The 19821-nt window shown below is 72.5% G+C and carries 17 protein-coding genes; 9 read left to right on the top strand and 8 right to left on the bottom strand.

The window, feature by feature from the left end:
* Positions 1-17: 17 nt before the first annotated feature.
* A complete protein-coding gene (locus AB0389_RS05105) occupies positions 18-1271 on the bottom strand; it encodes an ROK family transcriptional regulator (protein WP_366393926.1) in 1254 nt (417 codons plus the stop codon).
* A 70-nt stretch (positions 1272-1341) separates the two neighbouring features.
* Here AB0389_RS05105 and AB0389_RS05100 point away from each other — a divergent pair, with 70 nt between their 5' ends.
* Entirely contained in the window at positions 1342-2664 is a 1323-nt protein-coding gene (locus AB0389_RS05100; protein WP_366393925.1) for a Gfo/Idh/MocA family oxidoreductase, read from the top strand.
* A 43-nt stretch (positions 2665-2707) separates the two neighbouring features.
* Here the strand turns inward: AB0389_RS05100 and recQ are convergent, their stop codons facing one another.
* Complete coding sequence (recQ, locus tag AB0389_RS05095) at positions 2708-4816, bottom strand: DNA helicase RecQ (protein WP_366393924.1); 2109 nt, start codon at positions 4814-4816, stop codon at positions 2708-2710.
* 135 nt (positions 4817-4951) lie between these two features.
* On the opposite strand from recQ, the gene AB0389_RS05090 reads away from it, so the two are divergent.
* Positions 4952-5767 carry a VOC family protein gene (locus tag AB0389_RS05090; RefSeq protein WP_366393923.1) on the top strand — a complete coding sequence of 272 codons (816 nt, stop codon included), beginning with the start codon at positions 4952-4954 and terminating at the stop codon, positions 5765-5767.
* A 104-nt stretch (positions 5768-5871) separates the two neighbouring features.
* On the opposite strand, the gene AB0389_RS05085 is transcribed toward AB0389_RS05090, so the two are convergent.
* Positions 5872-6063 carry a DUF1059 domain-containing protein gene (locus AB0389_RS05085; protein WP_366393922.1) on the bottom strand — a complete coding sequence of 64 codons (192 nt, stop codon included), beginning with the start codon at positions 6061-6063 and terminating at the stop codon, positions 5872-5874.
* Between the two features lie 101 nt (positions 6064-6164).
* Positions 6165-7640 (bottom strand): PucR family transcriptional regulator ligand-binding domain-containing protein, encoded by a 1476-nt coding sequence (locus AB0389_RS05080; protein ID WP_366393921.1) that lies wholly within the window; start codon positions 7638-7640, stop codon positions 6165-6167.
* Positions 7641-7807: 167 nt separating this feature from the next.
* Between AB0389_RS05080 and AB0389_RS05075 the strand changes: the two genes are divergently transcribed.
* The 7 genes from AB0389_RS05075 (at position 7808) to AB0389_RS05045 (ending at position 15189) form a co-directional block, all read left to right on the top strand.
* Entirely contained in the window at positions 7808-9175 is a 1368-nt protein-coding gene (locus AB0389_RS05075) for an MFS transporter (protein ID WP_366393920.1), read from the top strand.
* An 11-nt stretch (positions 9176-9186) separates the two neighbouring features.
* Positions 9187-10194: an agmatinase gene (gene speB, locus AB0389_RS05070; RefSeq protein WP_366393919.1), complete on the top strand. Its 1008-nt coding sequence runs from the start codon at positions 9187-9189 to the stop codon at positions 10192-10194.
* 116 nt (positions 10195-10310) lie between these two features.
* Positions 10311-11348, top strand: coding sequence for an N-acetyl-gamma-glutamyl-phosphate reductase (gene argC / locus AB0389_RS05065; protein WP_366393918.1), 1038 nt, complete (start codon positions 10311-10313; stop codon positions 11346-11348).
* Positions 11345-12514, top strand: a complete 1170-nt coding sequence (gene argJ / locus AB0389_RS05060) for a bifunctional glutamate N-acetyltransferase/amino-acid acetyltransferase ArgJ (RefSeq protein WP_366393917.1) — start codon at positions 11345-11347, stop codon at positions 12512-12514. Before argC ends, argJ begins: the two co-directional genes overlap by 4 nt.
* On the top strand, positions 12511-13449 hold the full coding sequence (gene argB, locus AB0389_RS05055) for an acetylglutamate kinase (protein ID WP_366393916.1): 939 nt from the start codon (positions 12511-12513) through the stop codon (positions 13447-13449). Before argJ ends, argB begins: the two co-directional genes overlap by 4 nt.
* Positions 13446-14645: an acetylornithine transaminase gene (locus AB0389_RS05050; RefSeq protein ID WP_366393915.1), complete on the top strand. Its 1200-nt coding sequence runs from the start codon at positions 13446-13448 to the stop codon at positions 14643-14645. Before argB ends, AB0389_RS05050 begins: the two co-directional genes overlap by 4 nt.
* A 7-nt stretch (positions 14646-14652) precedes the next feature.
* On the top strand, positions 14653-15189 hold the full coding sequence (locus AB0389_RS05045) for an arginine repressor (RefSeq protein ID WP_366393914.1): 537 nt from the start codon (positions 14653-14655) through the stop codon (positions 15187-15189).
* Positions 15190-15557: 368 nt separating this feature from the next.
* Here AB0389_RS05045 and AB0389_RS05040 read toward each other — a convergent pair whose 3' ends face one another.
* The 4 genes from AB0389_RS05040 to AB0389_RS05025 form a co-directional block, all read right to left on the bottom strand.
* Positions 15558-16346, bottom strand: coding sequence for an FAD:protein FMN transferase (locus AB0389_RS05040; RefSeq protein WP_366393913.1), 789 nt, complete (start codon positions 16344-16346; stop codon positions 15558-15560).
* Entirely contained in the window at positions 16346-17254 is a 909-nt protein-coding gene (locus tag AB0389_RS05035; RefSeq protein WP_366393912.1) for an FMN-binding protein, read from the bottom strand. Before AB0389_RS05035 ends, AB0389_RS05040 begins: the two co-directional genes overlap by 1 nt.
* Positions 17255-17262: 8 nt before the next feature.
* The gene (locus AB0389_RS05030; protein WP_366394082.1) at positions 17263-18630 is read right to left on the bottom strand and encodes a ferredoxin reductase family protein; all 1368 of its coding nucleotides are present in this window, start codon (positions 18628-18630) and stop codon (positions 17263-17265) included.
* Positions 18631-18751: 121 nt separating this feature from the next.
* Positions 18752-19459 carry a L,D-transpeptidase family protein gene (locus AB0389_RS05025; RefSeq protein WP_366393911.1) on the bottom strand — a complete coding sequence of 236 codons (708 nt, stop codon included), beginning with the start codon at positions 19457-19459 and terminating at the stop codon, positions 18752-18754.
* Positions 19460-19821: the final 362 nt, after the last annotated feature.

Raw genomic sequence — 19821 nt, 5'->3', positions numbered from 1 at the left:
ATTGGGTTACGGAACGGTCAGCGGCCCTTCAGGTGACCACCCGTCAGAAAGCTTTCCGGGGCGGCGATTTCGCCCGAGTGGTGCAGACCGCGCTCGACATGGTCCAGCGCCAGCCGGAGCGCGCCCAGCGCCACGCCCTCGTCGCCGAAGCCGGAGACCCGGACCTCGGGCGTACGGATGCACCACCGGTCCAGCTCGCGGCGGAGCGGCTCGACGATGAGGTCGGCGGAGCGGGAGAACCCGCCCCCGACCACGACCAGTTCGGGGTCGAGGGTGAGCACCAGGGCCGAGGTGCCGACCGCCAGGTCGCGCACGTAACGCCGGACCGCCGACAGGGCCTTGCGGTCCCCGGCGCGGGCCGCCCGGAAGACCTCCTCCATGGCCGTATCGGGGTCCCCGCCCGCGTCCGGCGCTCCGGTGCCGCCGGCTCGCGCCTCGGTGCCGGTCCGGCCCTCGGCGTCGCCCGCCCGCTCCTCGCCGCCCGGCCAGGACCGCAGATGGCCGGGCGCGCGCGTCCAGCCCGCCGCCGGCAGCGCCCCGATCTCGCCCGCGGCGTTCCCGAACCCCCGGTGCAGCTTTCCGTCGATGATCAGGCCGGTGCCCGTACGCAGCCCGGCGAGCAGGAACACCACGTCCTTCGCGTGCCGCGCCACCCCCCGCCACGACTCGGCCAGCGCCGCCAGTTTGCTGTCGTTCTCGACCAGGACGGGACCCGCCACCAGCCCCCCGACATGGGCCGCCACATCGAGCCCGGTCCACTCGGGCAGCGCCTCCGACAGCATCACCCGGCCCACCCCGTCGACCAGCCCCGTCGTGGCCACCCCGGTCACCCACACCCCGGTGGCGGACGTGCCGGAGCCGGCCAGCGCCTCCCGTACGGCCCGGTCCACGGCGGCCAGCCGCTCGGTGCGCCCCATCGACGGGGTGACCGCCACCCGGACGCTGTGCTGGACCTCGCCGTCCAGATCGCCCACCAGTGCCAGCACCTTGTGGCCGCCGATGTCCACGCCGAGCACCCGGCCCGCGTCCGCGCGGAAGCGGTAGCGGCGGGCGGGCCGGCCCACGGTGCCCGTCGCCGGCGCGACCTCCTCCACCCAGCCCCGCTCCAGCAGTTCGCGCACCACGTCCTCGGTGGACGCGCGGGACAGCCCCGTACGCCCGGCGATCTCGGTCAGCGTGAGCGCCGGTTCGCCGCGCAGCGCGCCGATGGCGGCCAGCGCGTTGAGCCTGCGGAGCTGGGAGAGATCTCCGCCCCCGGGGATTTCGGTCATGGCACACCCTTGAGGTCGACCGCACTACGGCTGATAATGAGGGACTCCTGTGGAACTCTGAAGGGATCCCATGTCCCCGGTGACTCTAGCTCTCGTCGGTTCCGGCCTGCGCGGGCAGTCGTACGCGCGGTACGCGGTGGCATCCGGTCTGGGGCGCGTGACCGCGGTGGCCGAACCCGACCCGTACCGCCGCGCCGCCGCCGCCCGCGAATTCGGCGTGCCGCCCGAGCACGTCTACGCGGACTGGACCGAGCTGGCGGACGCGGACGGGCGGCTCGCCACCGCCGCGATCGTCGCCACCCAGGACCAGCTGCACATCGGACCCGCCGTACGGCTGGCCGACCTCGGCTACCACATCCTGCTGGAGAAGCCGATGGCCACCAGCGAGCGCGACGCGATCGCCATCACGGAGGCCGCCGAGCGCAACGGGATCCTGCTGGCCGTCTGCCATGTGCTGCGCTACACCCCGTACACCCGGACCCTGCGGCAGCTCCTGGAGAGCGGCACCATCGGCCGTCTCGTCAGCGTCCAGCATCTGGAACCGGTCGGCTGGTGGCACCACGCCCACTCGTTCGTACGCGGCAACTGGCGCCGCCAGGACACCTCGGCGCCCATGCTGCTCACCAAGTCCTGCCACGACATCGACTGGTTGATCCATCTCTTCGGCGAACTGCCCGACCGGGTCGCCTCGTTCGGCGGCCTCACCCACTTCCGCGCCGAGGAACGCCCGGCCGGGGCCGCCGACCGCTGCCTGGACTGCCCGCTGGAGACCAGCTGCCCGTACTCGGCGAAGCGGCTCTACCTCGGCTGCCTCGGCGACGCGGAGAAGGAGTTCTGGCCGCTGTCGGCGGTCACCGAGAAACACACCGAAGAGGCCGTGCTCGACGCGCTGCGCACCGGACCGTACGGCCGGTGCGTCTACGGCGGAGACAACGACGTGGTCGACCACCAGGTGGTCACCATGGAGTTCCCCTCCGGCGCCAGCTGCTCCTTCACCATGAGCGCCTTCACGCCCATGGAGCACCGCCGCACCCGGCTCATGGGCACCCACGGCTTCATCGACGGCGACGGCGCCACGCTGCGGGTCGTCGACTTCCGCACCGGCGAGGAGCGGACCGTCGACGCCGACCCCGGGGCAGGGCCCACCGCCGGGGACGGCCACGGCGGTGGTGACGAGGCGCTGATGGATGCCTTCCTCGCCGCCGTCGCCACCGGTGACGCCTCGACGCTGCACTCCGACGCGGCGGAGAGCCTGGCGACGCACCGGGTGGTGTGGGCGGCGGAGGAGGCGCGGGTCACCGGCACGGTCGTACGGCTGACCGCGCCCGGTCCCGCGCTCGGTCCCGCACTCGGTCCCGCGTCCCCGCCGGAGGCCGCCGCGACGACGGCCTGACCGGGGGTTCGCGGGCCGGCGGATCACTCCGTACCGGCGCGGATCACTCCATGTCCGGGTCCGGCTCCAGGTCCCAGTCGGCGCCCCAGGCCGAGTCCGGGTCCGTACGGGCGTCCGGTGCCGGGCGGGAACGCGGGCTCTCCGACCGCGGGCTCTCCGCACGCGGAGTGTCCGTAAGCGGACCCGGGGGCGGATTCGGGATCGCGGCCGGGTCCGCTCCCGGGACCGGGTCCGCGCCCGCGTCCTCGCCCAGCAGCGTCCCCAGGATCTGCTCCCCGTACTTCGCCAGCTTGTTCTCGCCGACCCCCGTCACCGTGCCCAGCTCCGCCAGGGTCGACGGCCCCAGCAGCGCGATCGCCCGCAGCGTCGCGTCGTGGAAGATGACGTACGCGGGCACGCCCTGCTCCTTCGCCGTCGCCCCCCGCCAGGCACGCAGCGACTCGAAGACCGGCAGGGCCTCGGCCGGCAGATCGACCGGCGCCGCGCGCCCCTTCGACGTCTTCTCGCGCGGCGCCTTCGCCGCCCGCGCGGCCTTCTCCGGCTCCCGCCGCAGCACGACGGGCCGCCGCCCGCCCAGCACCTCGTTGCTGCCCTCCGTCAGGACCAGCGTGCCGTAGTCGCCCTCGACCGCGATCAGCCCCTGCGCCAGCAACTGCCGTGCCACACCCCGCCATTCGGACTCGCGCAGCTCCGTACCGATACCGAACACACTGAGGCCGTCATGGTCGAACTGGATGACCTTCGCCGTCTTCTTCCCCAGCAGGATGTCCGTGATCTGCCCGGCGCCGAACTTCTGGTTCCGCTCGCGCTTCAGCCGTACCACCGTCGACAGCAGCTTCTGCGCCGGGACGGTGCCGTCCCACGACTCGGCGGGCGTCAGACACGTGTCGCAGTTGCCGCACGCGGTGCTCTGCTGCCCGAAGTACGCGAGGAGCCGCACGCGCCGGCACTCGACCGTCTCGCAGAGCGCGAGCATCGCGTCGACATGCTGGCCCAGCCGCCGCCGGTGCGCCTCGTCGCCCTCGGAGGTGTCGATCATCTTGCGCTGCTGGACGACGTCCTGGAGCCCGTACGCCAGCCAGGCGGTGGACGGCTGCCCGTCCCGCCCGGCGCGGCCGGTCTCCTGGTAGTAGCCCTCGACCGACTTCGGCAGGTCGAGATGGGCGACGAAGCGCACGTCCGGCTTGTCGATGCCCATGCCGAACGCGATCGTCGCGACCATCACCATGCCGTCCTCCCGCAGGAAGCGCGACTGGTTCGCCGCCCGTACGCGCGCGTCGAGCCCCGCGTGGTACGGCAGCGCGTCGACCCCGTTCTTCACGAGGAACTCGGCGGTCTTCTCCACCGAGGCCCGCGAGAGGCAGTAGACGATGCCCGCGTCGCCGGGGTGCTCGGCGCGCAGCAGCTGGAGCAGCTGGCGCTTGGGGTCGTCCTTGGGCGCGATGCGGTACTGGATGTTGGGCCGGTCGAAGCTCGCCACGAAGTGCCGCGCGTCCTGGAGTTTCAGGCGGGACGCGATCTCCTGGTGCGTGGCCTCGGTGGCGGTCGCGGTCAGCGCGATCCGCGGCACATCGGGCCAGCGCTCGTGCAGCGAGGACAGGGCGAGGTAGTCGGGGCGGAAGTCGTGGCCCCACTGCGCCACGCAGTGCGCCTCGTCGATGGCGAACAGTGCGATCGTGCCGCGCTCCAGCAGCCGTACGGTCGACTCGACACGCAGCCGCTCCGGCGCCAGATAGAGCAGATCCAGCTCACCGGCGAGGAACTCGCTCTCCACGAGCCGCCGTTCGTCGAAATCCTGGGTGGAGTTCAGGAACCCGGCCCGCACACCCAGCGCCCGCAGGGCGTCGACCTGGTCCTGCATGAGCGCGATGAGCGGGGAGACGACGACCCCGACGCCTTTGCGGACCAGCGAGGGGATCTGGTAGCAGAGCGACTTCCCGCCACCGGTCGGCATGAGCACGAGGGCGTCGCCGCCGTCGACCACCTGCGCGATGATCTCCGCCTGGCTCCCGCGGAAGGAGTCGTAACCGAAGACGCGGCGCAGGACGGCCAGCGCCTCGTCGGTCTCGGCCGCCTCGGCCGTCCCGGAAGGGACGTCGGCGAGGACGTCGGGATCGGCGGTGGGGCCGGCGGTGATATCGGGAGCGCTCATCCGTCGAGTCTACGAGGCGGGGGAGGGGCCCGGGGCGGCTGATGCCGGATCTAGGACAGGCCCTGACCTGTAGGGGTTCTAGCGTCGAACACAGAGCCAGAGTCGACCGTACGGCCCGAACAGAGGAGCCTCTCCATGAGCTACGTGACGAGCAATCCGCCGACCGGTACCCCCACCTGGACCGACCTGGACGTCCCCGACCTCAAGCGGGCGAAGGAGTTCTACGGAGCGCTCTTCGGCTGGGAGTACGCGGCCGGGGTGCCGACGGCCGACGCGGGTGATCGTTCCGCGCCGGCCGGCCCGGAGCCGTACACCCTGTGCCTGCTGGGCGGCCGGCCGGTCGCGGCCCTCAACCCCGTACCTTCCGGTGCCTCCGCCCGGCTGTGGCGGGTGCACTTCGCCACCGACGACTGCGACGCCACCGCGAAGCGCGTCACCGGCGCGGGCGGCACCCTGCTCCAGGCGCCGGCGGACATCGGGGACCGGGGCAGGTCGGCCCGCGCGCTGGACCCCTCCGGCGCCGAGTTCGCGCTGTGGCAGGGGCGGGCCCGGCTCGGCTACGAGATCGTGTTCGAACCGGGCAGCCTCGTACGGAACGATCTGGTCGCGCCCGACCCGGCCCCGGCGCGCGCGTTCTACCCGGCGGTCTTCGACTACACCCTGGACGGCAACGACGACCTCCCCGGCGCCGACTTCACCTTCCTGCGCCGCCCGGACGGCCACGAGATCGGCGGCATCCTGGGCGACCCGGACGCGCCGGCCGCCGCGTGGCAGACGCTGTTCGCCGTGGCGGACGCCGATGCGGCGGCGGAGCGTGCCGTCGCGGCGGGCGGCGCCGCGGGTGTGCCGCACGACACGTTCTACGCCCGGATGGTGACGATCACCGACCCGTTCGGCACCGTCTTCGAGGTGGGCGACGCGACGCGGGCCGCGGGCACCGGGCAGAGCTGAGCACGCGTACCGGTGCCATCGTCCGAGCACGCGCCGGCCGCCCGGTGGGACTCGCCGGGCGGCCGGGGGCTTCCGCGATTCTCGGATTCCGGGCGGGGCGCCGGTCAGGCGTGCTGCGGGGCCTCGTCCTTGAGCATGGTCCTGATCTGATTCCGCAGCTCCGGGGTGTTCTCGTGGCCGTGCACGGAAGCGGCGTGTTCACCCGCGGCCCGGACGACCTCGTCCTCCTCGCCGGTGATGGCGAGGGAGCACTGTGTCTCGCTGGGGAAGTCCCGGCAGTCGACTACTTTGCGCATCGCTCACACCTCCTCCTTCCAGTGTCCACCCGTCCTTCCGTGTCCACCCGGCTCGGTCCGCGAACGACGCTCCTGCGCGGCGGACAGTGCCGGTCGCGGCACTACACGGCCTTCAGGGCGAGCCAGAGCGCGGCCAGATCACCGGTGTCGGCGATCCGCTTCCCGGTCAGCCGCTCGATCCGTCGCACCCGGTAGAGCACCGTCTGCCGGTGCACGTGGAGCTTCTCCGCGGTCCGCTGCCAGGATCTGCCGTTGTCGAGGAACACCCGCAGGGTCGTCAGCAGCTCACCCGCCTGCTCGGGCGGCAGCTCCAGTACGTGGCCGAGTACGCGGTCGACGAGGATGTGCGCCTCGGCCGGGCTGCGCGGACCGAGCAGCGGGTCGGCGTCGGCGTACCGCAGCAGCGCGAGCCCCTGCGCCCTCGCGACATCGAGCGCCCAGGTGGCCTCCCGCACCGTGTCCACCACACGGTCGGGGCGGACGACCAGGTCGCTGATCCCCGCCGGCCCGCCCTGCCCCAGTGCCTGTGCCAGCGCCGGCACGGCGGAGTCGGGCACCAGGGTGAGCGAGACGCCGTCGCGATGAGCCGTGACATGGCTGACGGCCGAGCGCCACAGGCTCAGGTGCAGGCCGGCGAGGAGGGCGGACGCGTCGTCGTCGCGCACCGCCACGCACACCACCTCGCCGAGCCGCAGGCCCAGCTCCTCCAGCTGGTGCTGGGCGACGGAGGGCGGCAGCTGCGCGTCGAGGATCCGCAGCAGTAGCTCCGCGCCGGTCCTGCGGTCGTGCTCGATGGTCAGACGGGCCTGGGAGAGCGCCAGGGCGCACACCGTCGCGGCGTGCTGGAGCAGCAGCGCGTCCGGCTGCTCGGGCGACCGGGCGAGGGCGACCAGGACGGCGTCCGGATGCGTCGGCACGTCGGCCAGGAGCACGCGGCAGTCGCTGTCGAGCGGGACCGCCAGGATACCGGCGCGCAGGTTTCCCTTCCGCGCGGTCACGGCGGCGCGGATCTCCACCGGCAGCGGGGTGCCACCCGGGTACCAGTCGTCGCCGGTGGCCCGGTCGCACACGCGCGTCTCGCAGCCCACCTCGCGGGAGAGTGCCGCCGTGAGCATCCGCAGACCGGAGATCTGCGAGGAGATCTGCTGGAGCGCCCGGTAGATGCGCTCGGTCCTGATGAGGCGCTGGGACTGTTCGAGCAGGGTCGCCTCGGCGACCGCGCGCGAGATCGCGACGAACGGCATCGGATAGGCGATCCAGAGCACCGGGAAGCCCAGCTCCTCGCTTGTCCGCGCGAGCCGCTTGGTCAGCGGCGGGGCGTACATCCGCTCGCCGATGGCCAGCGCGGCGGCACCGTGCTCGGCCAGTTGCCGGATCAGGTTCTCCTGACCCGCGGCGGTGCGCGGGATCGTGGTGCCGTTGGTCATGAGCAGCTCACCGCCGGCCACCCAGTGCCACGGCTCGGGCAGATCGGAGGTGTGTGTCCAGGTGACGGGCCGCTCCAGGGCGTCGGTCCCCGAGTGGAGCCTCAGGCGCAAATGCGGCATGTCGAGCAGCTCGCTCACCGTGATCGGCATGGGGGCACCGTACGACGACGCCGCATCGTCCGCATAGGAGGGTTGAGCGATCGCACAAGACCGCGAGTGAACTTTGAGCATGGAGAATCTGCACGGGACACGTGCGGCCGACGTACTTGTTGGGGGTGGCACCTCCGCACGGCAGCCACCGCACCCAAGGAATCCCCATGACCGCTCGTTCGAACTTCATCGACGACGCACCACTGACCCGGTTCCACAAGAAGCTGACCGCCTACTCCTCGGGCGGGCCGTTCATCGACGGCTACGCGATCGCGATCATCGGTGTCGCCTTCACGACACTCACCCCGGCCCTCGACATGACAACAGGTGACAAGGGCCTGGTCGCGGCGGCCAGCCTGATCGGCATCTTCTTCGGTGGGGCGATCTTCGGATACGTCACCGACAAGATCGGCCGGCACGTCATGTACATCGCCGACCTGGCGGCGCTCGCGCTGTTCTCGGTGCTGTCGGCCTTCGTGTCCGAGGTCTGGCAGCTTGTGCTGCTGCGCTTCCTGCTCGGTGCGGCCATTGGCGCCGACTACCCGATCGCCACGTCGCTGCTGGCCGAGTACCTCCCCCGACGGTTCCGCGGCCGGATGCTCGGGGCCACCTTCGTGGTCTGGGCGGTCGGTGCGGCCGCCGCCTACATCGTCGGTGTCGGCCTTGAGGGACTCGGCGTGAACGCGTGGCGCTTCATGCTCGCCAGCCCCGCCCTGTTCGCCGTGGTGACCCTGCTCCTGCGGCTCGGCACACCGGAGTCACCGCGCTGGCTGCTCAGCAAGGGCCGTGTCGAGGAGGCCGACCGGTCGATCAAGATCGCTTTCGGCCCGCAGTACGGCGTGGCCGACCTGCCCGCCGAGCCGCCGGTCACGAAGACCGGCTACAGCACGGTCTTCCGCGCGCCCTATCTCAAGCGCACGCTGTTCGTCGGCATCTTCTGGACCGCCCAGGTGATTCCGCTGTTCGCGCTGTACTCCTTCGCGCCCGACCTGCTCGCGGGGATGGGGATCGGCGGCAACAGCGCGGAGATCTTCCTCGCCCTGCTGTTCGTCGTCGGTGGTATCCCCGGGCTCTGGCTGGTCGAACGGATCGGCCGCCGGGCGCTGCTGCTGTGGTCCTTCGGGATCATCACGGTCGCCCTCGGCATCCCCGGCCTGCTGCCCGGCCTCCCCGCCTGGGCCTTCTTCGTGGCGGTCTGCGTCTTCGCGCTCACCTCGGGCGGCTCCAGCTTCCTGGAAGTCGTCTACCCCAACGAACTGTTCCCGACCGAGGTCCGCGCCACCGCCGTCGGTGTGGGGACCGCGTTCTCACGCGTCGGAGCGACCGTGGGCACCTATCTGATGCCCTTCGCCCTGGACCGGAGCCAGAGCCTGCCGCTCCTCGTCGGCGCCGTCGTCTCGGTCGCCGGGCTCCTCACCACGCTGGCCTGGGGGATCGAGACCCGGGGCCGCGACCTCAACGACACCGCCGCGGGCACCGGCGACCCCGCCGGGCCCGGCGCGACCTCCGTCCCCCCGACCACCACTGCCAGCTGATGCGAGACGCCATGCCTGAACCGAAGCAAGAATCCGAGTACGACGACAACCGTCCCGCCCTGATCGGCGCTCTTGACGCCACGAGGGTCCCGCGCTTCGCCGGCCTGGGCACCTTCGCCCGGATACCCGACATCGGCTCGGTCGGCGACTATGACATCGCGGTTCTCGGTGTGCCGTTCGACGGGGGCACCTCGTACAGGCCCGGCGCGCGCTTCGGGCCGATGGGCGTCCGCCAGGCGTCGCGGCACCTGCGCCCGAAGTTCCACGTCGAACTCGGCACCGCGCCGCTGGAGACGGTCCAGGTCGTCGACGCCGGCGACGTGCCCTGCACGCCGTACGGCATCGACGAGGCGGTCGCCCAGATCGAGGGCTACGCCCGTGACCTCGTGGGCCGTTCCGACCGGCGCATCGTGAGCATCGGCGGTGACCACACCATCGCACTGCCCATGCTGCGCGCCGCCAAGGAGAGGTACGGCCCCATCGCGCTCGTTCATTTCGACGCGCACCTCGACACCTGGGACACCTACTTCAACGCGCCCGTCACGCACGGCACGGTATTCCGCCGGGCCTTCGAGGAAGGTCTGCTCGCCGAGGACAAGTCCATCCATCTGGGCATCCGCGGACCGGTCTACGACCGGATGGACCTGGTGAATGACAAGGCGTTCGGTTTCCGGGCGATCCGCGCCGGGGACCTCGATGTCATCGGGGTCGAGGGAGCCGCGGACGTCGTACGGCGCCGTGTGGGCGACGCACCGGTGTACATCTCGGTCGATATCGACGTCCTCGACCCGGCGTTCGCCCCCGGGACCGGAACGCCGGAGTCGGGCGGCTTCACCAGCCGCGAGCTGCTGCGCCTGCTCCGCGCCCTCGACGGGCTCGGCATCATCGGCGGGGACGTGGTCGAGGTCGCCCCGGCCTACGACCACGCCGAGATCACCTGCCTCGCCGCCGCCACCGTGGTGTTCGACCTGATCACCCTCATGACGAAGAACCGCGCCGTCGCACGGCCGGCGGGCTGACCGGAGAGGCCGCCCGGCCCGCCTCCCGGGCGCGGCGCTCCGGGGCGGGCCGCATACCCATTGCATAAAACTGCATCGCTACGTATAGTCATGCCATCGCTGAGGAGGGTTTTTCGATGGCTGTACGTGTTCTACGCGCCGCGGTGGCCGGGGCGAGCGGATACGCGGGCGGGGAAGTTCTCCGGCTGCTGCTCGGGCATCCCGGGATCGAGGTCGGTGTTCTCACCGGCAACTCCAGCGCCGGGCAGCGGCTCGGGGGGCTTCAGCCGCATCTGGCGCCGCTGGCCGACCGGGTGCTCGCGGAGACCACCGCCGAGGCGCTCGCCGGGCATGACGTCGTGTTCCTCGCGCTGCCGCACGGGCAGTCCGCCGCCGTCGCCGAGCAGCTCGGGGACGAGGTGCTCGTCGTCGACATGGGGGCCGACTTCCGGCTGAAGGACGCCGGCGACTGGGAGCGGTTCTACGGCTCCGAGCACGCCGGGACCTGGCCGTACGGGCTGCCCGAGCTGCCGGGCGGGCGCGCCGCGCTGGCCGGGAGCAAGCGGATCGCGGTACCCGGCTGCTACCCCACCGCCGTCTCCCTCGCGCTCTTCCCCGCGTACACCGCCGGTCTCGCCGAGCCGGAGGCCGTCATCACCGCCGCGTCCGGCACCTCAGGGGCGGGCAAGGCAGCCAAGCCGCATCTGCTCGGCTCGGAGGTCATGGGCTCCATGACCCCCTACGGCGTCGGCGGCGGCCACCGGCACACCCCCGAGATGATCCAGAACCTCAGCGCCGCCGCCGGGGAGCCGGTCACCGTCTCCTTCACCCCCACCCTCGCCCCCATGGCGCGCGGCATCCTCGCCACCTGCTCCGTCAAGGCGCGCCCCGGCACGACGGCCAGGGACGTGCGGGCCGCGTACGAGAAGGCCTTCGACGACGAGCCGTTCGTCCGGCTCCTGCCCGAGGGGCAGTGGCCCGCCACCGCCTCCGTGTACGGCTCGAACGCCGCCCAGATCCAGGTCGCGTACGACGCGACCGCCGGACGGATCATCGCGATCAGCGCCATCGACAACCTCACCAAGGGCACCGCAGGCGGCGCGGTGCAGAGCATGAACATCGCCCTCGGAATCGCCGAGGACACCGGACTCTCCACGATCGGAGTGGCACCTTGAGCGTCACCGCAGCGCAGGGATTCACGGCGGCGGGCATCGCCGCGGGAATCAAGGAGAACGGCGGCCCCGACCTGGCGCTCGTGGTCAACGAGGGCCCGCGCCGCGCCGCCGCCGGTGTCTTCACCTCCAACCGGGTCAAGGCCGCCCCCGTCCTCTGGTCCGAGCAGGTGCTCAAGGGCGGCGCCGTCACCGCCGTCGTCCTCAACTCCGGCGGCGCCAACGCCTGTACCGGCCCCCAGGGCTTCCAGGACACCCACGCCACCGCCGAGAAGACCGCCGAGGTCCTGGCAGGACACAGCGCCGGCGAGATCGCCGTCGCCTCCACCGGCCTCATCGGCCTGCTCCTCCCCATGGACAAGCTCCTCCCCGGCATCGAGAAGGCCGCCGGCGAACTCTCCGCGCACGGCGGCGAGAAGGCCGCGATCGCCATCAAGACCACCGACACCGTCCACAAGACCGCCGTCGCGGGCGGCACCACCGCCGACGGCGTGGCCTGGACCGTCGGCGGCATGGCCAAGGGCGCGGGCATGCTCGCCCCCGGCCTCGCCACCATGCTCGTCGTCCTCACCACCGACGCCGACCTCGACGCCCCCGCGCTGGACACCGCGCTGCGCGCCGCCACCCGTACGACCTTCGACCGGGTCGACTCCGACGGCTGCATGTCGACCAACGACACCGTGCTGCTGCTCGCCTCCGGCGCGTCCGGCGCGGTCCCGGAGCACGACGCGTTCGCCGAGGCCGTCCGTACCGTCTGCGCCGACCTGGCCCGCCAGCTGATCGGCGACGCCGAGGGCGCCTCCAAGGACATCCGGATCGAGGTGATCAACGCCGCGACCGAGGACGACGCCGTCGAGGTTGGCCGCTCCATCGCCCGCAACAACCTCCTCAAGTGCGCCATCCACGGCGAGGACCCCAACTGGGGCCGGGTGCTCTCCGCCATCGGCACCACCTCGGCCGCCTTCGACCCCGACCAGCTCAACGTGGCCATCAACGACGTCTGGGTCTGCAAGAACGGCTCCGTCGGCGAGGACCGCGACCTGGTCGACATGCGGTACCGGGAGGTCCGCATCACCGCCGACCTCGCGGCCGGTACGGAGTCGGCGGTCATCTGGGCCAACGACCTCACCGCCGACTACGTCCACGAGAACAGCGCGTACAGCTCATGAGCGCCCGCAAGCACACCGCGCTGCCCAAGGCCCAGATCCTCGTCGAGGCACTGCCCTGGCTCACCCGCCACCACGGCAGGACCGTCGTCATCAAGTTCGGCGGCAACGCCATGATCGACGAGGACCTCAAGGCCGCCTTCGCCCAGGACGTCGTCTTCCTGCGGCAGGCCGGCCTCAAGCCGGTCGTCGTGCACGGCGGCGGCCCTCAGATCAACGCCCAGCTCGACCGGCACGGCCTGGTCAGCGAGTTCAAGGCCGGGCTGCGGGTCACCACGCCCGAGGCGATGGACGTCGTACGGATGGTGCTGGCCGGCCAGGTCCAGCGCGAGCTGGTCGGGCTGCTCAACCAGCACGGGCCGCTCGCCGTCGGCCTGACCGGCGAGGACGCGCACACCATCAGCGCCGTCCGGCACCGGCCGCTCATCGACGGCGAACGCGTCGACATCGGCCGGGTCGGTGAGATCACCGCGATCGACACGGGCGCCATCGAGGCGCTCCTCGCCGACGGCCGGATCCCCGTCATCTCCTCCATCGCGCGCAGCGCCGACGACGGGCACGTCTACAACGTCAACGCCGACACGGCCGCCGCCGCGCTCGCCGCCGCCCTCGGCGCCGAGACCCTGATGGTCCTCACCGACGTCGAGGGCCTCTACGAGGACTGGCCCCACAGCGACGACGTCATCAGCCGGCTCACCGCCACCGAGCTGGAGAAACTGCTGCCCGAACTCTCCAGCGGCATGGTGCCGAAGATGGAGGGCTGCCTGTTCGCCGTGCGCAACGGTGTCACCACCGCGCGCGTGCTCGACGGCCGGGTCCAGCACTCGATCCTGCTGGAGATCTTCACGAACGACGGCATCGGCACGATGGTCGTGCCGGACGGGCCTGACGAACAAGTCGCACAGGACGCCACACCTGACGGAAGGAGCGCGAAATGACCGGCAACGAGGACCTCGCGCGGCGCTGGCGGAGCGTCATGGCCGACAACTACGGCACGCCCGCGCTCTCCCTCGTACGCGGCGAGGGCACCACCGTCTGGGACGCCGACGGGACCCCGTACACCGACTTCGTCGGCGGGATCGCGGTGAACGCGCTCGGCCACGCCCATCCGGCCGTCGTCGAGGCCGTCTCCCGGCAGATCGCCTCCCTCGGGCATGTCTCCAACCTCTACCTCGCCGAGCCGCCCATCGCCCTCGCCGAGCGGCTGATCCAGCTCGCCGGCCGGCCGGGCCGTGTCTACTTCTGCAACTCGGGCGCCGAGGCCAACGAAGCCGCCTTCAAGATCGGCCGCCTGACGGGCCGTCAGCACATGGTCGCGACCACGGGCGGCTTCCACGGCCGCACCATGGGCGCGCTCGCCCTCACCGGCCAGCCCGGCAAGCGGGAACCCTTCCTGCCGCTGCCCGGCGAGGTGACGCATGTGCCGTACGGGGACGCCGAGGCGCTGCGCGCCGCCGTCACCGAGGAGACGGCCCTCGTGATCATCGAGCCCATCCAGGGCGAGAACGGCGTCGTCGTGCCGCCCAAGGGCTATCTGGAGGCCGCCAGGGAGATCACCCGCGCGACCGGCACCCTGCTCGTACTGGACGAGGTCCAGACGGGCATCGGCAGAACGGGGCAGTGGTTCGCGTACCAGGCCCACCAGGGCGTCGAGCCCGATGTCGTCACCCTCGCCAAGGGCCTCGGCGGCGGACTGCCCCTCGGCGCGACCCTCGCCTTCGGACCGGCCGCCGACCTGCTCAAGCCCGGCCAGCACGGTACGACGTTCGGCGGTAACCCCGTCGCCTCCGCCGCCGGACTCGCCGTGCTCGACGTGCTCGCCGCCGACGGCCGCCTCGACGAGGTCAAGCGGCTCGGCGAGAAGGTACGGGACGGCGCCGAGGCCCTCGGCCACCCGCTGGTCTCCCATGTCCGTGGCGCGGGGCTGCTCCTGGGTATCGTGCTCACCGAGCCACTCGCACCCCGCGTGCAACAGGCGGCTCAGGAAGCCGGGTTCCTGGTGAACGCGCCCGCCTCCGACGTCATCCGGCTGATGCCTCCGCTGATCGCCGGTGACCGTGAGGTGGACGCGCTGCTCCGGGCACTGCCCGGCATCCTCGACGACGCGCGGGGGAACGGACGATCAGGAGAATGAGACGACGATGACCGAGGCCCAGGGGAACGAGCACGGCGGGCAGTCCGTGCCGCAGACGAGAACCGCCCGCCACCGCCGGATCGTTGACATCCTGAACCGGCAGCCGGTGCGCTCCCAGAGCCAGTTGGCGAAGCTGCTCGCCGACGACGGGCTGAGCGTCACCCAGGCGACGCTCTCCCGCGACCTGGACGAACTGGGCGCGGTCAAGATCCGCAACACCGGCGGCGAGCTGATCTACGCGGTCCCCAGCGAGGGCGGCTACCGCACCCCGCACGCGCCGCTCGGCGAGTCGGCGAAGGAGGAGCGCATGCGCCGGCTCGCCGGTGAACTCCTCATCTCCGCCGAGGCGTCCGCCAACCTCGTGGTCCTGCGCACCCCGCCGGGCGCGGCCCAGTTCCTCGCCTCGGCCATCGACCAGGCCGAGCTGAGCGACATCCTCGGCACGATCGCGGGCGACGACACCCTGATGCTGATCAGCCGCGACCCGACGGGCGGCCAGGCGCTCGCGGACCACGTACTGAAACTGGCCCAGAACGACCGCTGACCGCCTTGGGCGGCGGGCGGCGGGCGGCGGGTCCGGCGCGGGGCCGTGCCGCCCGTCGCCGGTCCGCGCCGTACGTGCGAACGTCGGCCCACGGGCCGAACGTTGTGCCCGCCGCGCCGGTGGGCGATCTCGGGGCGGTACGCAGCCGGGCGCGCCGCGGGTGCGGGGCGTACCGCCCTCCGGGCCGGATGCCGGTCCGGACACGCGGGCCCGCACGGTACGCCGCCGGGTGGCCTCGGGGCCGTACGTACTGGCCTGGCCGCGTGCGGACGCGCGGTACGGCGTCGGCCGCCGCCCGGCCGGCTGCGGCCCGGGACGCCGCGTGCAACGGCGCCGCGTACGTACGGTACGTGTCGGCGCCCGAACCGCTACGCGCGCGCCCCCGTCGTCGTGGCCGTGTGGCGGTGGAAGCCGCTCGTCGTCCACGTGGTGCCGTCCGCCGCGATGGCGAAGCCCTCGGTGTCCGGCAGGGACTCCAGCCAGTCCCTGGCCCGCCCGCCCATCGCGTACGCCGCCGTCGCCCGGACGTCCGCCGTGGTCAGGCCGGCCGCGCAGACCACGGTGACGGAGGCCAGCGCGGTGGCCGGTGGCTCGCCGGTGTGCGGGTCGACGATGTGGCAGCCGCGCTCGGCCGGGCCCGAGGTGGCCACGCCCAGGCCGCCGTCCCGGCTCTCCACGACCAGGGCCAGGGCGCCGGGGTTCAGCGGGTCGGCGATGCCCACCCGCCAGGGGCCGCCGGTCAGCTGGATGTCACCGCCGCCGTTCAGGCAGACCGAGGAGGCCCCGGACGAGGTGATCATCCGGACGGCCCGCTCCACCGCCCAGCCCTTGACCAGCCCCGTCGGGTCCAGCCCGCCCGCGTACCCGGTGGTGAACCACCCGTCGCTCTCCCGCTCCGCCACGGCGCACAGGTCCAGCACCTCGGGCACCTCCGTCACACAGCCGGACAGCGCCAGCTCCCCCCGGCCCAGCCGCATGATCTGACTGTCGGGCCGGTACGTGGAGAAGACCTCGTCCGCGCGGTGCAGGGAGGCCACGGCCGCCTGGAGCCCGGCGTGCACCCGCGCCTCGTCCTGTATCCCGCGGATGTCGAACGAGAAGACCGTGCCCATCGACTCCTCGACATGGCGCAGCCGGTTCCCGGTCTCCGGCTCCATCAGAGGCCCGCCTTGTCGACGGCGCTCTGAAGGGACTCCTGGTAGCCCCTGCTGGTGTAGCTGGCTCCGGAGACGGCGTCGACCTGGGCGCTCTGCGCCGTCACCGCCGCCTGGTTGAGCTTGGGTACGGCGTCGGCGGAGACGGACTGGCTGCGGGCGTCGGAGTTCGGCGCCTGGACCGCGTCCGACTTCGTGATCCGGCCGCTCTCCACGGTGATCTGCACCTGCACGGTGCCGTACTGGGTGTTCACGGCGTTCCCCAGCACCGTTCGCGGGCCGGTGTCCGCGGGGGGCGCCGCGGGGGCCTCCGGGGTGGTGGCCCCGCCGGAGCCGTCCGCCACGCCGCCCGACGCGTCGCCGGTCGCGCCACCGGCGTCGGTGCCCGTGTCCACGCCCCCGCCCGTGTCCCCGTCCGTGTCCCCGCCGTCGGCCGGCGCGGACGGCGTCGACGAGCCACCGCCCGTACCCGCCTTGTCCAGGGCGCTCTGGAGCGACTCCTGGTAGCCCTTGCTGGTGTAGCTGGCTCCGGAGACGGCGTCGACCTGGGCGCTCTGCGCCGTCACCGCCGCCTGGTTGAGCTTGGGCACCGCGTCCGCCGTGACGGACTGGCTGCGGGCGTCGGAGTTCGGCGCCTGCACCGCCTCCGCCTTGGTGATCTTCCCGTTCTCCATGGTGATCCGCACCTGCACCGGGCCGTACTGGGTGTCCACGGCGTTCCCCAGCACGGTCTGACCGCCCGTCGCGCCGGCCACGCCGCCGACCGCGGCGGCGACCCCCGTACCGGTCTGCGGCGGGGCCCCGGCCACCGGGGTGCCGCCGGGCTGCTTCAGGGCGAGCAGCAGAACGACGCCCGACGCGGTCGCGGCTACACCGATCATGATCCGCCGCAGCGGGTGCTTCCTCTTCATCGTCTGCCTCACATCTCGAAGGACTCGTGGTGGATATGGCGCGTGGGCACGCCCGCCTCGCGCAGCGCCTCGTACGACTGGCGGGCCAGTCCCGTCGGCCCGCAGACATAGACGTCGTGGTCGCCGATGTCCGGGAGCAGCTCGCGCAGCCGCTCCGGGGTGATCTCGGGGCGTACCCCGTCCGGACCGTTGACCGCGTACAGCAGCCGCGCCCCGCGCGCCGACGCGATCTCGCGCAGCTCGCGCCAGAGCGCCAGGTCCTCGGTCTTGTTGGCCCGGTAGAGCAGCGTCAGATCGCCCGGCTCCCCGGGCAGCGTCTCGAACAGCGCCCGCATCGGGGTGATGCCGGCGCCGCCCGCGATCATCAGCACCTTCTCCTGGCTGCGCCTGGCCGCCGTCATCGCGCCGTACGGACCCTCGGCCCAGACCGGAGTGCCGGGCTCAAGACGGGCCAGGGCCTCGCTGTGCTCGCCGTTCGCCTTGACGGTGATCCGCAGCAGATCGGGCCGGGGCGGCGCCGACAGGGAGTACGGATTGGAGCTCCAGCGCAGTCCGTCGGTGAGGAACCGCCAGCGGAAGAACTGACCGGGCTGCGCGCCCAGCCGGTGCAGCCGGCGCCCCGTGATCAGTACGGAGACGACACCCGGCGCCTCGTGCACGGTCGACTCGACCCGCATCCGGTGGCGCAGGTTCAGCCGGATCGGCGTCAGCATCCGGTACCAGACCAGCAGCGCGCCCGCCGCGCCGTACAGCACGTACCAGGCCGTGCGGGCCGCCGCGTTGCCGACGAACTCGGTGCCGGTGGCCAGCTGGTGCCAGAACGTCAGATAGACCGCGACATACGTCAGCAGATGCAGGTAGTACCAGGTCTCGTACGACAGCTTCCGGCGCACCATCCCCGCCGAGACGAAGCCGATCACCAGGAAGAGCACCGTGCCGATCGTCGCCTCGATCATCCGGGGGAAGTCCGTCACGACATCGACGAGCTGGGGCAGGAAACCCGAGTTCGCCTGGGTCGCGTACCCCCCGGTGATCAGCAGCGCGTGCGCGATCATCAGGCTGATCGCGTACCGGCCGCTCATCGCGTGCCAGCGCGCCACCCGGTCGGAGCCCACCCGCCGCTCCAGCGCGGGCACCCGGGCCATCAGCAGCATCACGATCGCGATGCCGTACCCGGCGAGCAGGCCGGTCAGCCGGCCCGCTCCGGTCAGCCACTCCGCCAGGTCCATATGGACGACCGCGGTGTTCTCCCACCACAGCGCCATGACGGCCGCCGCCCCTGCCCAGCACGCCACCAGCAGGGGGAGCGCCCCCGACCGCTGCGGGCGTATCGCGCGCAGGGTCTGCCTTCTGGCCGCCCTGCCGTTGTGCATCATCGCCACGGGAACCGCACCTCAACTCTTCCTCCGTGCCCGGCGATACGGATTTGAGTGCCCGCGGGTTCAAATGGCGGGGCCATATCCGCTGTTCGTCCGGGAACGGAGGGAGTGGCGGAGATCAGCCCATGAGGCTGTTTCCTGCCGAGATCGCGATCCGGGGGTGCCGTTCCGGGTCCGCCCAGGCCAGTACGGCGCGCATCGCGTCCTCCGACACGGAGACACAACCGGCCGTCGCGCCACGGCCGTTGACATGAAGGAAGATCCCGGCGCCCCGGCCGCGCACCGGCTGACGGTAGTTGAAGCCGATCACCAGACCGAGGTCGTACTGCCCCGGATAATCGGCGAGCCGCTCGGCCTCGGTGGCCCGGCAGTCCTGGGGGAGGCCCTCCACCCAGCGGTTGTACGCGCGCGACGCGTTGTCCTGGCACCACCAGGACGCGCCGGTCACCGGGCGGTAGCCGTAGCGCGTCCCCGCGGGCCTCGGCGCGAGGCCGAACGCGTACGGCAGGTCATACACGCCGGTCGGGGTGGTCGAGGTGCCCTGGGTACGGGACGAGCCGTCCACGAGCCCGCCCGCGCCGAACCTGGCGGGCGCCGAGCCCACCGCCTCCCAGCGGCCGTCGCGCCGGTCCCACCAGGTCAGCAGGCCGGTGGTGGACGTGGTGCCGGGGGCCTCGGCGGTGATCAGCTGGGTGTATTCGGCGTCTTCGGCGGCGACTGCGGCGACTGCGGGGGCGACGGGAGCGGGTGCGCCTGCGGCCGGTGCGGCGGCCGTTCCGGTGACGGCGGTGAGCAGGGCGGCGGCGAGTACGAGAGCGGTGCGCATGGACCGGACCGTAAGCGCCTGCCCCGGCGGCGGCCTCCCGGCGGGCCCGCGCGCTGCGCCGAACGCGGCGAGATCGGTCCGTACGGGCGGGCGGGGCGGTGGCGGGGCGCGCGGGAAGGGGGCCGCCCCGGGAAGTCCCGGAGACGGCCCCCTTCGCGTGGGTGTCTCAGATGCTCAGCTGATCAGCGGGTTCGGCCGGCTCAGCTGTTCAGGGTGCAGGTGGCGAGCGAGTCGACCGGCAGCTCGGGCTTGGCGGCGGCGCGGCCGATGGCGGTCGCGATGCGGTTGATGACGGCGACGCGCTTGTCCTTCAGCGGGCCGACGATCGCGTTCTGCACGAAGTTGGCGCCGCCCTGGCCGAC

The sequence above is a fragment of the Streptomyces sp. NPDC093109 genome (assembly GCF_040701725.1).
Classification (GTDB): Bacteria; Actinomycetota; Actinomycetes; order Streptomycetales; family Streptomycetaceae; genus Streptomyces.
This window is presented reverse-complemented; position numbering and strand designations above follow the sequence as displayed.

Excerpts from the sequence above, each read along its gene's own strand:
- AB0389_RS05105 (WP_366393926.1), bottom strand. The coding sequence starts at position 1,271 with ATGACCGAAATCCCCGGGGGCGGAGATCTCTCCCAGCTCCGCAGGCTC.
- AB0389_RS05100 (WP_366393925.1), top strand. The coding sequence starts at position 1,342 with ATGTCCCCGGTGACTCTAGCTCTCGTCGGTTCCGGCCTGCGCGGGCAG.
- recQ (WP_366393924.1), bottom strand. The coding sequence starts at position 4,816 with ATGAGCGCTCCCGATATCACCGCCGGCCCCACCGCCGATCCCGACGTC.
- AB0389_RS05090 (WP_366393923.1), top strand. The coding sequence starts at position 4,952 with ATGAGCTACGTGACGAGCAATCCGCCGACCGGTACCCCCACCTGGACC.
- AB0389_RS05085 (WP_366393922.1), bottom strand. The coding sequence starts at position 6,063 with ATGCGCAAAGTAGTCGACTGCCGGGACTTCCCCAGCGAGACACAGTGC.
- AB0389_RS05080 (WP_366393921.1), bottom strand. The coding sequence starts at position 7,640 with ATGCCGATCACGGTGAGCGAGCTGCTCGACATGCCGCATTTGCGCCTG.
- AB0389_RS05075 (WP_366393920.1), top strand. The coding sequence starts at position 7,808 with ATGACCGCTCGTTCGAACTTCATCGACGACGCACCACTGACCCGGTTC.
- speB (WP_366393919.1), top strand. The coding sequence starts at position 9,187 with ATGCCTGAACCGAAGCAAGAATCCGAGTACGACGACAACCGTCCCGCC.
- argC (WP_366393918.1), top strand. The coding sequence starts at position 10,311 with ATGGCTGTACGTGTTCTACGCGCCGCGGTGGCCGGGGCGAGCGGATAC.
- argB (WP_366393916.1), top strand. The coding sequence starts at position 12,511 with ATGAGCGCCCGCAAGCACACCGCGCTGCCCAAGGCCCAGATCCTCGTC.
- AB0389_RS05050 (WP_366393915.1), top strand. The coding sequence starts at position 13,446 with ATGACCGGCAACGAGGACCTCGCGCGGCGCTGGCGGAGCGTCATGGCC.
- AB0389_RS05045 (WP_366393914.1), top strand. The coding sequence starts at position 14,653 with ATGACCGAGGCCCAGGGGAACGAGCACGGCGGGCAGTCCGTGCCGCAG.
- AB0389_RS05040 (WP_366393913.1), bottom strand. The coding sequence starts at position 16,346 with ATGGAGCCGGAGACCGGGAACCGGCTGCGCCATGTCGAGGAGTCGATG.
- AB0389_RS05035 (WP_366393912.1), bottom strand. The coding sequence starts at position 17,254 with ATGAAGAGGAAGCACCCGCTGCGGCGGATCATGATCGGTGTAGCCGCG.
- AB0389_RS05030 (WP_366394082.1), bottom strand. The coding sequence starts at position 18,630 with ATGATGCACAACGGCAGGGCGGCCAGAAGGCAGACCCTGCGCGCGATA.
- AB0389_RS05025 (WP_366393911.1), bottom strand. The coding sequence starts at position 19,459 with ATGCGCACCGCTCTCGTACTCGCCGCCGCCCTGCTCACCGCCGTCACC.